Source organism: Propionivibrio soli (assembly GCF_025770765.1).
Classification (GTDB): Bacteria; Pseudomonadota; Gammaproteobacteria; order Burkholderiales; family Rhodocyclaceae; genus Propionivibrio; species Propionivibrio soli.
Genome location: NZ_JANZKY010000014.1, coordinates 128922 through 142018 on the forward strand (window position 1 = coordinate 128922; position 13097 = coordinate 142018).

Here is a 13097-nt window from a genome sequence, read left to right on the forward strand (position 1 = left end):
TTTCCAGCCTTTAGTGTGCGTCGGCCGGTGGCCCGAGCGCCTTGGCATTCATGAGCAGGAGCAAGGGCAGGGCAAGTAGCATACCGATGCCAAAGGCAAGAAAGAGCTGATCGAATGAAAGCATCTGCGCCTGCTTGGATATCTGCTGACTGAGCAGCGCCTTCGACTTCAGATCGGCGATGGCTTCTGGCGAGCCGAGGCTAAGAAGCCTCGCCTTGAAGACGGCGAGGCGTTCGAGCGCCAATCCACTATTTCCGGCGACATGTTCACCAAGGGTCGAGAAACGGATTCGTGTCAGCGACGTTAACATCGTGGCCGACGCCGCGATACCGACGCTCCCGCCAAGTTGCCGTGTGAGGTTGTAGAGTCCCGAAGCGTCGGCGCGCGCTTGCGGTGCGATGTTCGCCAACGTCAGTGTGTTGAGCGGCATGAAGATCATGCCGAGGCCCATTCCGCGCAGGATCAACGGCGGCAGGAAGTCCGCCGTGCCCGATTCCGTGGTGAATTGGTAGTGGCCCCACATGGCGTACATGAAAAGCATGATGCCGGCGACGACGATGAGCCGTGCCGGAACCCCTTTGGCCATGAGACGGGCCGCCACCGGCATGACGAGCCCGGAAGCGAGCGCCGAGGGGAGAATCAGAATACCGGTCTGCCACGCGGTGTATCCCATCAGCGTTTGCACATAGACGGGGAAGATGAAGACCGTCGAATAGAGCGAAGCGCCGAGCAGGAAAGTCATGACCAGTCCGGCGGAATACTGCACGTCGCGGCACAGGTGGAGATCGACGAGTGCGTGCCGGCTTTCGAGTTGCCGAATGACGAAAAGACCGAGCGCCACGAAGCACGTCACGGCGTAAGCCGTTATTTCTACCGATTCGAACCAATCGAGCCGTTCACCGCGTTCGAGAAAGAGCTGTAGGCAACCGATTCCGACGGCCATCATCAGCAGACCGAGGTAGTCAATCTTCTCGATATGGCGCCGGAACTTGGAGTCCGGGACATAAACGACGGTCATAGCCAGCGCCAGCACGCCGAGCGGCAGGTTGATATAGAAGATCCATGGCCACGAATACTCGTCGGTCAGCCAGCCGCCGAGCGTCGGGCCGAGCATCGGGCCGGTCATGATCCCCATGCCGAAGATCGACATGCCCGTCGCCACCTCCTTGCGCGGGAAGGCTTCGAAGATCGTCGCCTGCGCAGTCGCGATGAGTCCGCCCCCCCCAAGTCCCTGAACAATGCGCCAGAAAACGAGTTGCGCCAGCGATCCGGAACTGCCGCAGGCGAACGAGGCCAGCGTAAACAGCAGGATCGACAACAGGAGGTAATTGCGGCGCCCGAAAAGATGCGAAAGGAAACCCGAAATCGGCAGGACAATTACGTTGGCGACGACGTAACCGATCGATACCCACGTAATCTCATCGAGTGACGCACCGAGCGATCCCATCATGTGCGGGACGGCCACGTTGACGATACTTGTGTCGACGAGTTCGAGGACGCATGCCAGCGTAACCGTCATCGCGATGATGAAACGGTTGGCGTAAGTCTCTTCGGGCGTCGTAGAACGGCAGAGGCCGGGAGAAAACGTTCTCATGAATCAGGCGCCCTGTGAGTCGTCAGCGCGTCGAGATAGTCACGTTGACCGACATGCCCGGACGCAAGGGATGTTCGGCGGGTAGGGCGTCGAGCGCGATCTTTACAGGGACGCGTTGCACGACCTTGGTGAAATTGCCGGTCGAATTGTCGGGCGGCAGGAGCGTAAAGCGCGCCCCGGTCGCAGGGCTGAACGAGTCGACCCGCCCCTTGAGCTTCGTATCGGCGTAGGCGTCCACTTCGATTTCCACCGTTTGCCCCGGGGCCACCTGTCTTACTTCCGTTTCCTTGAGATTGGCCGTCACCCAAAGATCGTGGGTCGGCACCAGGTACATGAGGGTCTGTCCGGCCTGGATCATCTGGCCCGGCTCGACTGCTTTCTTGCTTACCACGCCGTCAACTGGGGCAGCGACACGGGCGTCAACCAACTGATTCCGTGCCAACTGTAGGTTGGCCTCGGCCGCCGCCACCTTCGCCTGCGCGGCTTGTAACCCGGCGGACGAGACATTTACTTGTTGCCCTGCCGCTGAGGCCGATTCCCTCGTCGTTCCAAGTTGTGCCTCCAGCGCACGCACATGGGCCTCGGCTGTTTTGACCGCCGTCTCCGACGCATCGAGCGCCGCGGCGCTATACATCTTCTGGTTGGCGAGTTCGCGTACGCGAACGAGGTCGCGGCGTGCCTTGTCAACGTTGGCGCGCGCTTCCGTGATCTGTGCTTCGATAGCGTGAATCTGCGCGGCGGCGGCGGCCGCACTGGCCTGGGCGGCCCCTATTTGTGCGAGGGCAATTCCCGGTTGTCCTGTCTTGCCGGCGGCGGAGAGTGCTTGTTGGTACTCCGCCTCGGCAAGGGCTGCTTTCGCCGCATAGTCGCGCGGATCGATTTCAACGAGAACGGCGTCACGCTTGACGGTCTGATTGTCCGTCACTGGAACCTTCAGGACATATCCGCCCACCCGGGCAGCGATCGGGACGATATGGCCCTCCAACTGGGCGTTGTCGGTCGCCACATGTGATCGGCCCCACCACCACCGGTAGGCAATGACGGCGACGATAACTACAAGCAGGATTGCAAAAAGAGCGCGGGCCTTTGTTTGCTTTCGCGCGGGTTGGGGTGGGTTAGTCATGGATTTCTTCGGGATGGAGAGCGATTCCGTTGAACACGATGTCGAGCAGGGGAGGGACCAGCGAGGCGGTTTCTGCGTACTGAGCGGCCTGGTCGGGAAAAGTGTGGCGCCACACGTTGGCGAACAGAATCGGCGCGGTTAGCGCCCGGACGACGGTTACCGGATCGCATGCGCGCAGTTCACCACGAGCCACGCCCGCCTGAACAAAGCTAATCAGCATTTCACGGATGCGTCCGCTGACTTCGTTGCGGAAAAACTCGGCGAGATCCGGGAAATTGCCGGCTTCTGCAATTACCAGCTTAGGTAGGCTGCCCGGGCACCCGAGCATGGCCTCTGCCCAAAGAGTGATTGCTTTCCGTAATTGCGCTCGTGCAGTCGGCTCGCTCTTGGCGGTCTCCTCGATGCGATCGAGATTCGGGATGATGGTTTCCCGTATCGCAGCCTTGAAGAGCGCCTCCTTGCTCGGGAAGTAGAGGTAAACGGTGCCTTTCGTTACGCCAGCCGCCTGCGCGATTTGTTCTATTCGGGTGGCAGCGAAACCGTTCGCGTGGAACAGGGCGAGCGCGGCCGTAATGAGTTCTGCTGGGCGCGCTTCTTTTTTGCGATGGCGTTGTCCTGTGGCCATGTACAGACGTTAGTTACTGAACGGTTAGTCATTAAATCAGCGCACTCCCAAACTCGCAAGCTTTCTCGACGAAATGGCGGGATGAGGATTCACGAAGGCGCGGCGGATGACCACGATGACTCCATTATTCGATTTACCCGGTGCCGGATTTTCGTTATAATCCAACGGTTTTATCCGCTCGCCCCTGTTGGGGCCAGTATTTTCGGAGATGGGCGTTTCGCCCATTTTTCATTTGTGGCTATGGATTTGCACGAACTTCTTGGCAAGACGGTAACCGGACTGGGGTACGAACTCGTGGATATCGAGCAGAGTCCTCGCGGTCGGATTCTGCGCGTCTTTATCGACAAGCCGGAGAAGCCGGGTGGTGTTGACGTCGAAGATTGCGCCTTAGTCAGCAATCAGCTGACACGGGTATTGGCAGTCGAAAACGTCGATTACGATCGCCTTGAAATTTCGTCGCCTGGCCTTGACCGAGTGCTGAAAAAAGTAGCGGATTTCGAGCGTTTCGTCGGTTCGCAAATAAACGTGCGATTGCGGTTGCCGATAAACGGTCGGCGTAATTTTAACGGTGTCCTGAACGGCGTTCTGGACGGCAAGGTGCGCCTGACAGTCGATACGGGCGAGGTGGAACTGGATCTGGCGAATGTCGACAAAGCCAGATTGGTTCCCAAATTCGATTAGAGACGAGCGGGCTGAATAGGGGATAGTGAGAGATGAGCCGCGAAATTTTGCTGCTGGTGGACGTGTTGGCGCGCGAGAAAAACGTGAGCAAGGACATCGTCTTTAGCGCGCTCGAGTTGGCGCTCGCATCGGCGACCAAGAAGCGCATTGACGACGAGGCGGACGTCCGCGTCGTCGTCAACCGTGATACAGGCGACTTTGAGTCTTTTCGCCGTTGGGAGGTTGTTGCCGACGAGGATTTCATTAACGAAGCCCAGCATATTCCGCTATCCGATGCAAGGAAGCAGGAGCCCGAAGTCGAGGTCGGAGACTATCTTGAAGAGGCCCTCGAACCAATCGATTTCGGCCGGATTGGCGCCCAAGCGGCGAAGCAGGTCATTCTGCAAAAAATTCGCGACGCAGAGCGCGATCAAATCCTGAACGATTTTCTGGACCGCAAAGAGCATCTCGTTACCGGCACCATCAAGCGGATGGAGCGAGGCAACGCCATTATCGAGGCAGGGAAGATTGAGGCCGTTCTGCCGCGCGACCAGATGATCCCGCGTGAGAACCTGCGTGTCGGGGATCGCGTCAAGGCCTACCTGCTTCGCGTTGATCGTCAGGCGCGTGGCCCTCAACTCATCCTTTCGCGTACCGCGCCCGAGTTCATCATCAAGTTGTTCGAGATGGAGGTGCCGGAAGTCGACGATGGCCTGCTTGAGATCAAGGCCGCCGCGCGCGATCCGGGGATGCGTGCGAAGATCGCAGTGAAGTCCAATGACCAGCGCATTGACCCGATCGGTACTTGTGTCGGCATGCGCGGCATGCGGGTGACGGCTGTGACCAACGAACTGGCCGGCGAGCGCGTCGATATCGTCTTGTGGTCCGCAGATCCGGCTCAGTTCGTCGTCGGAGCGCTGGCACCGGCGGAAGTTCTTTCGGTCGTCGTTGATGAGGATCGCCACAGCATGGACGTGGTGGTTGATGAAGACAACCTCGCGATCGCCATCGGCCGCGGTGGGCAAAACGTTCGCCTGGCGTCGGAAATGACTGGTTGGACGATCAACCTGATGACCGAGGAAGAGTCGCAGACGCGGGTGGAAGCGGAGTCAGCGGCGATTCGCGTGCTCTTCATGGAAAAGCTCGACGTCGACGAGGAAGTTGCCAATATCCTGATCAGCGAAGGTTTCTCGACACTTGAAGAAGTTGCGTACGTGCCATTGCACGAGATGCTCGAAATCGAGGCTTTCGACGAAGCTACCGTACAGGAACTTCGTGAGCGGGCACGCAACGTCCTTCTCACCGAGGCTATCGTTACCGAAGAGCAGATCGGGGAAGTGGACGAAGACATGCTGGCTTTGGAAGGGATGGATAAGTCCCTTGCTGGCAAGTTGGCGGCAAGCGGCATTAAAACACGCGATGACCTTGCCGACCTTGCGGTTGACGAGCTGACCGAGATGACGGGGATCGACACCGAGCGCGCGAAGCAAGTTATTACTGCCGCGCGCGCGCATTGGTTCGAGTAAGCAGACTAGAGGAAATTTCACATGGCGCAAACGAGTGTTGCCCAATTTGCCACCGACTTAAAAATGCCGGCGGCGGCGCTGCTCGAGCAGTTGCAGAAAGCGGGGGTTGAAAAGAAGCGGCCGGATGACCTGCTCACCGAGCAGGACAAGTCGCGTCTCCTCGACTATCTGCGTCGCTCGCACGGCGAGGCCGACGCACGCACGAAGATTACCCTGACACGGCGTCAGACGACGGAAATTCGCGCGCAGGATTCACACGGCAAGTCGCGAACGGTGCAGGTTGAGGTGCGCAAGAAGCGGGTTCTCGTCAAGCGCGATCCGCTCGAAGCTCGACCCGAACCGCAGTCACCCGTCGCGGAAGCGGTCGCGGTTCCTGTTATTGAGACGCCCCCACCTCCTCCCGTGGTTGAAGAAGTTCAAACTGCTCCGGAACCGGTAGTCGTGGAGGCCAAGGCGGAGCCCATCGTCGAAGTTCCGAGTGAGCCGAAAATCGAGCCCATCGTCGAAGCGGTGGAAGTGCCTGTTGCTCCGGCCAAGGCGAAGACGAAGGCAAAGCCGACCAAGCACGAGGTTGAAACGGCAACAGCCGGGGCTGAAGCGCCGGTTGCATCCGAGGCGAAGCCCGCTGCTCCGACGAAGAAAGTTGTTTCGCGTTTGGCGATCATCGGGGAAGAACAGCAACGGCTGCGTGCGGAAGAGGAACGCCGGCATGCCGAGTTGCGTGCCCGCCAGGAAGCAGAATTCCGTGAAAAGCAGCAACGGATTGCCGATCTCGCGCGGCTCAAGCAAGAAGCCGAGGAAAAGGCTGTCGCCGCACGCGCAGCCGAAGCCGCGAAACAAGCCGCAGCGCAGACGGCCAGCGACAAACCGAGTGAGGACAAAACGCTGCACAAGCCGACATCCAAACCCGGTTCGGCTGAAAAGAAATCGCCTGACAAGAAAGGTCAGTGGAAGAGCGAAGGAACGAGCAAGCGACAAGGCTTGAAGACTCGCGGGGCTCCGACGACGACTGGTTGGCGTGACGGCAAGCATGGCAAGCGTGGTTCGCGTGGCGCGGAAGCCGAGGAAGCGCATGCCTTCCAAGCGCCAACCGAAGCCGTCGTGCACGAAGTCCATGTGCCCGAGACGATCTCGGTCTCGGATCTTGCGCACAAGATGGCAGTGAAAGCGACCGAAGTCATCAAGACCCTCATGAAAATGGGTTCGATGGTGACGATTAACCAGGTCCTTGACCAAGAAACGGCGATGATTGTCGTCGAGGAGATGGGGCACAAGGCGTTTGCCGCCAAGCTGGATGACCCGGACGCCTTCCTGACTGAGAACGAACACAAGGACGCACCGCAGGAGCCGAGAGCGCCGGTCGTGACGGTTATGGGCCACGTCGACCACGGCAAGACGTCATTGCTCGACTACATTCGGCGCACCCGCGTGGCCTCCGGTGAAGCGGGCGGTATCACGCAGCACATCGGCGCTTATCACGTCGAAACGGCTCGCGGCATGGTGACCTTCCTCGACACACCGGGCCACGAGGCGTTTACAGCGATGCGTGCGCGGGGAGCGAAAGCCACCGACCTCGTTATTCTCGTGGTCGCCGCCGACGACGGCGTCATGCCGCAGACGCGTGAAGCAATTCACCACGCAAAAGCAGCCGGCGTGCCGATCGTCGTCGCGGTCAACAAGATCGACAAGCCGGAAGCCAATCCCGAGCGCGTTAAACAAGAACTGGTGGCGGAAAACGTCATCCCCGAAGAGTATGGCGGCGACGCACCCTTCATCTCGGTTTCGGCGAAAACCGGCGCGGGTATCGACGAGCTGCTTGAGAACGTGTTGTTGCAGGCCGAGGTTCTGGAACTAACAGCACCGAAGGACTCGCCGGCGCGCGGTTTGATCATCGAGGCGCGGCTCGACAAAGGGCGCGGTCCTGTGGCCACGATGCTGGTTCAGGCCGGTACCCTGCGTCAGGGCGATGTCCTTCTTGCAGGACAGGTGTTCGGGCGTATCCGCGCGATGCTCGACGAAAACGGCAAGTCGATCAAGGAGGCAGGGCCGTCGATTCCGGTCGAGGTGCTCGGCCTTTCCGATGTCCCGGCGGCTGGTCAGGATGCGGTGGTTCTTGGAGACGAACGCAAGGCCCGTGAAATCGCATTGTTCAGGCAGGGCAAGTTCCGTGACGTGAAGCTCGCGAGCAAGCAGGCCGCGAATTTGGAGAACATACTCGATCAGATGTCGGAAGCTGAGGTCAAGACCTTGGCCCTGATCATCAAGGCCGACGTTCAGGGTTCTCAGGAAGCGCTGGTGCAGTCGCTGCAAAAACTGTCGACCGATGAGGTCAAGGTAAACGTGATCCACGCCGGGGTCGGCGGGATCAGCGAATCCGACGTGCACCTTGCGCAAGCGTCAAAAGCGGTCATCATCGGTTTCAATGCGCGGGCCGACGCCGGAGCGCGCAAGGCAGCCGAGAGCGTGGGTGTCGATATCCGTTACTACAACATCATTTACGATGCGGTAGACGACGTAAAGGCGGCTCTCTCTGGAATGCTGGCTCCTGAGAAACGCGAGGAGATTACCGGCATGGTCGAGATTCGGCAGGTATTCCGGGCCACCAAGATCGGTACCATCGCCGGATGCTATGTCGTGGATGGCGTGGTCAAGCGTACGTCGCGGGCACGGCTGTTGCGGGACAACGTGGTTATATGGGACGGCGAACTGGAATCCCTCAAACGTTTCAAGGACGACGTCCGGGAAGTCCGTGCCGGTTTCGAATGCGGCTTGTCGCTGAAGAACTACACTGCGTATGAAGAAGGCGATCAACTCGAGGTCTACGACGTAACCGAGGTTGCCCGAACGCTGTAATCTCACCAAACCTCGGGGTTAATCCCCGAGGTCTGCGTCTTCGCTAGGCGATGAGCGAACGTCGCTGAGGTATGTTGTCCTCAGTGGCCCGTAACGCCTCCGGTATCTGTCTTTTTGAGGCCACCTTCAGTGACGAACAAATCCTACTCGCGCAAGGAGCGTGTTTCCGAGCAGATCCGCCGGGAGCTGGCGGAGTTGATTCGCACCGAGCTCAAGGACCCACGCGTCGGCATGGTGAGTATTACCGATGTCGAAGTGACGGCGGACTATGCCCACGCGAAAGTCTTTTTCAGTACGTTGGCTGGCAGCGAGCACGTGCCGGAAGTCATGGAAGGGCTCGAAAAGGCAGCCGGCTTCTTGCGGCGAGAGCTGGGCAAGCGCGTACGCATTCACACGACTCCGCAATTGCATTTCGTTTTCGATCAGTCGCTTGAACGCGGTGCCGACTTGTCCAGACTGATCGATCAAGCCGTCGCTATCTCAAAGAAGACTGACGATTCCTTGGAAAGTTAACCTTGGCGGGATCGCAAGTGGGAAAACGTGCTTGGCGGCGCGTCGATGGCGTATTGTTGCTCGACAAGGCGAGCGGCATGACATCAAATGCCGCGTTGCAGGTTGCGCGCCGCCTGTTCTCTGCGGCAAAGGCGGGCCACACGGGAACGCTTGATCCTTTGGCGACTGGCCTGCTGCCTCTCTGTTTTGGCGAGGCAACCAAGTTCTCCGCTGATCTGCTGAGCGCCGACAAGTGTTACGAAGCGGACTTAAGGTTCGGCGTGACGACGGACTCAGGAGATGCTGACGGTTCTGTGGCCGAACAGCGTCCGGTGAATTTCTCTCCTTCGGACCTGGAGCGCGTCCTTGAGGGGTTTCGAGGTCCGATCATGCAGGTTCCGCCGATGTACTCCGCGCTCAAGTACGCAGGTCGCCCCCTTTATGAGCTGGCACGGCAGGGGGTGGAGATCGAGCGCGAAGCGCGAAGTGTGACGATTCACGAACTTGCGCTGCTCGACATTGGCGACAGTAGGTGTCGCCTGCGCGTCGCATGCAGTAAAGGGACCTACATCCGTTCGCTGGCGATGGATATCGGGGAAGCGCTTGGCTGCGGTGCTCACCTGACAGCGCTTCGGCGAACCGTAGTGGGACCGCTTGTCATCGGCGATGCGGTTTCGCTCGACCGTCTTTCCGAAATGACGGACGAAGAACGAGTAGCGTCACTTCTTCCCCCCGATGCGTTGCTGCAAAGCCTGCCAGAGGTTGGCCTCGATCCAGTGGCAAGCATTCGTTTCGGGCATGGAAACTCTGTGTCGATTGCAGAGGAACTCAGCAGGGGGGCCGGATTGCGCCGCGTATATGGAGAAGGGCGGTTTCTCGGGCTCGGCGAAGTGGACGATTCCGGGAACGTAAAGCCGCGCCGGCTGGTCTGTGCGTGACGGGACTTCGTTGTCCGGTTGCTGGGGAAGCCCGTAACGGCTATAATCCGCCGCTCGCTTCGCCAAGCGATTAATCTGTTATCAACGTGGTGTTTGCTCTATCAAACTGGGGCTGCACCTTTCTTAAGAAAGAGAGTTTGACATGGCGATTACCGTTGCGCAGAAAGCGCAAATCATGGCCGATTATCAGCGTAAACCGGGTGACTCGGGCTCTTCCGAAGTTCAGGTTGCACTGCTCACGGCACGTATCAACGACTTGACGGGCCACTTCAAGGAACACGTCAAGGACCACCATTCACGACGCGGTTTGCTGCGCATGGTCAGTCGCCGTCGCAAGTTGCTCGATTATCTGAAGCAAACGAACGTCGAGTCTTACCGCGCGTTGATTCAACGTCTCGGCCTGCGTAAGTAAACCCGCCAGCCGAACCGCTGTGCGGTTGGGAAAGCATCCGGTTTGATCTGTGACAGCGGCCAGCCCCTTGTGGGTTGAGCCGCTGTTGTCGTTTTTGCAGCTTTTGTCGTATTTCGCCGATTTGGCGGGTTTTAGTGGCGTGCCGGTGCAGTGGGTACGTACGTTGAATTATTGAGAGAGGTAATAATGTTTACGATCGCCAAGAAGACTTTCACCTACGGGGCTCATCAGGTTACGTTGGAAACCGGTGAGATTGCCCGTCAGGCCGGTGCTGCCGTCATGGTGTCGATGGATGACACCGTCGTTTTGGTCACCGTAGTCGGCAACAAGTCGATCAAGCCCGGACAGGACTTTTTCCCGCTGACCGTCGACTACATCGAGAAGACCTATGCAGCAGGTCGTATCCCGGGAGGTTTCTTCAAGCGTGAGGGCCGCCCGAGCGAAAAAGAGACGCTGACTTCGCGTCTGATCGACCGTCCGTTGCGCCCGCTATTCCCGGAAGGCTTCTATAACGAAGTGCAGGTCGTCGCCATGGTCGTGTCGCTGAATCCGGAAGTCGATCCCGACATTCCCGCGATGATCGGCGCGTCGGCGGCGATGGCGGTTTCCGGCATTCCTTTCGACGGCCCCATCGGCGCGGCGCGCGTCGGCTATCTTGGCGGTCAATACGTGTTGAACCCGACGTTGACCCAATTGAAGACGAGCCAACTTGACCTTGTCGTTGCTGGTACGCAATCCGCCGTGCTGATGGTTGAGTCGGAAGCCGACATCCTGCCGGAAGACGTCATGCTGGGTGCCGTTGTTTACGGCCACGAGCAAATGCAGGTCGTCATCAATGCGATCAACGAGCTCGTGGAAGAGGCGGGTAAGCCGGAATGGGACTGGGCTCCGGCGCCCAAGAATGAGGAACTTGTGGTTAAGCTCAATGCGCTCGTCGAGGCTGACCTGCAGGAAGCATTCCGCATCACCAGCAAACAGCAACGCACGCAACGCATCAACGAGATTTCCGCAAAGGCGATCGAAACCTTGACTGCTGGCGAGAATGCGCCCGATGCAGCAACGATCGGCAACCTGTTCTTCGAAATCGAATCGCGCATTGTTCGTGGCCGCATTCTTGCGGGGGAACCGCGTATCGATGGTCGCGATACGCGTACGGTACGCCCGATTTCCATCCGTACTGGCGTTCTGCCACGCACTCATGGTTCAGCGCTTTTCACCCGTGGTGAGACGCAGGCCTTGGTTGTCGCCACGCTCGGCACTGGCCGCGATGAGCAAATCATCGATTCCCTCGCGGGCGAGTATCGCGAGCGCTTCATGCTCCATTACAACTTCCCGCCCTACGCGACCGGCGAATGCGGGCGCGTCGGTACCCCGAAGCGCCGTGAGATCGGCCATGGTCGGCTGGCGAAACGTGCCATGATCGCGGCGTTGCCGAAGGCGGAGGATTTCTCCTACACCATGCGGGTCGTTTCCGAAATCACGGAGTCGAACGGTTCCAGTTCGATGGCCTCCGTCTGCGGCTCCACACTCGCTCTGATGGACGCGGGTGTGCCACTGAAGGCGCATGTGGCCGGTATCGCGATGGGCCTGATCAAGGAAGGCAACCGTTTTGCGGTGCTTACCGACATCCTCGGCGACGAGGACCACCTGGGCGATATGGACTTCAAGGTCGCAGGGACCGATACGGGCGTTACCGCGCTGCAGATGGATATCAAAATCCAGGGCATCACCAAGGAAATCATGCAGGTGGCGTTGGCTCAGGCGAAGGAGGCACGCTTGCATATCCTGCGTCAGATGCAAGGCGCAATCGCGAGCCCGCGCCAGGAGGTGTCCACCTACGCGCCCCGTCTCTACACCATGAAGATCAACCCGGAAAAGATCCGTGATGTGATCGGCAAGGGCGGCGCGGTAATTCGGGCCATCACCGAGGAAACGGGAACGACGATCGATATCCAAGAAGACGGAACGATTACGATCGCCTCGGTCAATGGAGATGCCGCGAACGCTGCGCGTTCGCGCATCGAGGCGATCACGGCCGACGTCGAAGTCGGAAAAATCTACGAAGGAACTGTCCTCAAGCTTCTCGACTTCGGAGCTATCGTCAGCATTCTGCCGGGGCGTGACGGTCTCCTGCATATCTCGCAGATCGCCAACGAACGCGTCAATGCGGTGGCCGACTACCTTAAGGAAGGCCAAAAGGTGCGCGTGAAGGTATTGGAGGCGGACGAAAAGGGTCGCGTGCGTCTTTCGATGAAAGCCTTGACCGTCGAAGAAGGTGGCGTTCCGCCTGCGCCGGCCGAACCCAAGGCCTGATTCATTTAGTGTCAACAAAAAAGGACGCCTCGGCGTCCTTTTTTTTATTTCCCGGTTAGCTAGTAAGAAGTCAGTCGTCCGGCCTTCTCAGGCGCTTTTTACTTTGCTACCTGTCTTTCGCGCACTTCCTCGAGCGTCTTGCAATCGATACACAACGTTGCCGTCGGTCGAGCTTCGAGTCGTTTGATGCCGATTTCTACGCCGCAACTGCTGCAGTAGCCATAGTCGCCGCTGTCGATGTGGGCGATGGTTTCTTCGATCTTCTTGATCAGTTTGCGCTCACGGTCGCGATTACGGAGTTCGATAGCAATATCGGTCTCCTGGCTCGCGCGATCGTTTGGGTCGGCAAATACCGTTGCCTCATCCTGCATCGTGTGTACGGTCCGCTCGATGTCGTGCATCAGCTCCGCTTTCAGCGTTTCGAGGATGGAACGGAAATGGGCCAACTGTCTGGCGCTCATATATTCCTCGCCCTTTTTTGCGACATAGGGCGTGAAGTGTTTGGGCAATAATTCTTCAGGCATGTTCTGAACCATCCTTCGTTTTTGCAAAGAGGCGACT

The 13097-nt window shown here is 58.8% G+C and carries 11 protein-coding genes; 7 read left to right on the forward strand and 4 right to left on the reverse strand.

The annotated features are described in order from the left end of the window. Positions 1-10: 10 nt before the first annotated feature. Genes NZ453_RS16760 through NZ453_RS16770 form a run of 3 tightly spaced genes read right to left on the reverse strand, consistent with a single transcriptional unit; the run spans position 11 to position 3342 of the window. Positions 11-1594 (reverse strand): DHA2 family efflux MFS transporter permease subunit, encoded by a 1584-nt coding sequence (locus NZ453_RS16760; RefSeq protein WP_263771892.1) that lies wholly within the window; start codon positions 1592-1594, stop codon positions 11-13. Between the two features lie 22 nt (positions 1595-1616). Then, positions 1617-2717: an HlyD family secretion protein gene (locus tag NZ453_RS16765; RefSeq protein WP_263771893.1), complete on the reverse strand. Its 1101-nt coding sequence runs from the start codon at positions 2715-2717 to the stop codon at positions 1617-1619. Next, positions 2710-3342 carry a TetR/AcrR family transcriptional regulator gene (locus tag NZ453_RS16770; protein WP_263771894.1) on the reverse strand — a complete coding sequence of 211 codons (633 nt, stop codon included), beginning with the start codon at positions 3340-3342 and terminating at the stop codon, positions 2710-2712. The genes NZ453_RS16765 and NZ453_RS16770 overlap by 8 nt, the downstream gene beginning before the upstream one ends. Before the next feature lie 240 nt (positions 3343-3582). Between NZ453_RS16770 and rimP the strand changes: the two genes are divergently transcribed. From rimP to pnp, 7 genes are all read left to right on the forward strand, one after another. Then, complete coding sequence (gene rimP, locus NZ453_RS16775; protein ID WP_263771943.1) at positions 3583-4023, forward strand: ribosome maturation factor RimP; 441 nt, start codon at positions 3583-3585, stop codon at positions 4021-4023. Positions 4024-4055: 32 nt separating this feature from the next. Next, the gene (nusA, locus tag NZ453_RS16780) at positions 4056-5528 is read left to right on the forward strand and encodes a transcription termination factor NusA (protein WP_263771895.1); all 1473 of its coding nucleotides are present in this window, start codon (positions 4056-4058) and stop codon (positions 5526-5528) included. A 21-nt stretch (positions 5529-5549) separates the two neighbouring features. Then, a complete protein-coding gene (infB, locus tag NZ453_RS16785; protein WP_263771896.1) occupies positions 5550-8381 on the forward strand; it encodes a translation initiation factor IF-2 in 2832 nt (943 codons plus the stop codon). 129 nt (positions 8382-8510) lie between these two features. Beyond that, a complete protein-coding gene (gene rbfA, locus NZ453_RS16790) occupies positions 8511-8894 on the forward strand; it encodes a 30S ribosome-binding factor RbfA (RefSeq protein WP_263771897.1) in 384 nt (127 codons plus the stop codon). A gap of 17 nt (positions 8895-8911) precedes the next feature. Continuing rightward, entirely contained in the window at positions 8912-9811 is a 900-nt protein-coding gene (gene truB / locus NZ453_RS16795) for a tRNA pseudouridine(55) synthase TruB (RefSeq protein ID WP_263771898.1), read from the forward strand. A 142-nt stretch (positions 9812-9953) separates the two neighbouring features. Next, positions 9954-10223 carry a 30S ribosomal protein S15 gene (rpsO, locus tag NZ453_RS16800; protein WP_263771899.1) on the forward strand — a complete coding sequence of 90 codons (270 nt, stop codon included), beginning with the start codon at positions 9954-9956 and terminating at the stop codon, positions 10221-10223. 186 nt (positions 10224-10409) lie between these two features. Further along, entirely contained in the window at positions 10410-12536 is a 2127-nt protein-coding gene (gene pnp / locus NZ453_RS16805) for a polyribonucleotide nucleotidyltransferase (protein ID WP_263771900.1), read from the forward strand. Between the two features lie 98 nt (positions 12537-12634). Here pnp and dksA read toward each other — a convergent pair whose 3' ends face one another. Beyond that, the gene (gene dksA, locus NZ453_RS16810; RefSeq protein WP_263771901.1) at positions 12635-13060 is read right to left on the reverse strand and encodes an RNA polymerase-binding protein DksA; all 426 of its coding nucleotides are present in this window, start codon (positions 13058-13060) and stop codon (positions 12635-12637) included. Positions 13061-13097 lie beyond the last annotated feature (37 nt).

What these genes read in the sequence shown, in the direction of transcription:
- NZ453_RS16760 (WP_263771892.1), bottom strand. Translation starts at nt 1,594, where the DNA reads ATGAGAACGTTTTCTCCCGGCCTCTGCCGTTCTACGACGCCCGAAGAG.
- NZ453_RS16765 (WP_263771893.1), bottom strand. Translation starts at nt 2,717, where the DNA reads ATGACTAACCCACCCCAACCCGCGCGAAAGCAAACAAAGGCCCGCGCT.
- NZ453_RS16770 (WP_263771894.1), bottom strand. Translation starts at nt 3,342, where the DNA reads ATGGCCACAGGACAACGCCATCGCAAAAAAGAAGCGCGCCCAGCAGAA.
- rimP (WP_263771943.1), top strand. Translation starts at nt 3,583, where the DNA reads ATGGATTTGCACGAACTTCTTGGCAAGACGGTAACCGGACTGGGGTAC.
- nusA (WP_263771895.1), top strand. Translation starts at nt 4,056, where the DNA reads ATGAGCCGCGAAATTTTGCTGCTGGTGGACGTGTTGGCGCGCGAGAAA.
- infB (WP_263771896.1), top strand. Translation starts at nt 5,550, where the DNA reads ATGGCGCAAACGAGTGTTGCCCAATTTGCCACCGACTTAAAAATGCCG.
- rpsO (WP_263771899.1), top strand. Translation starts at nt 9,954, where the DNA reads ATGGCGATTACCGTTGCGCAGAAAGCGCAAATCATGGCCGATTATCAG.
- pnp (WP_263771900.1), top strand. Translation starts at nt 10,410, where the DNA reads ATGTTTACGATCGCCAAGAAGACTTTCACCTACGGGGCTCATCAGGTT.
- dksA (WP_263771901.1), bottom strand. Translation starts at nt 13,060, where the DNA reads ATGCCTGAAGAATTATTGCCCAAACACTTCACGCCCTATGTCGCAAAA.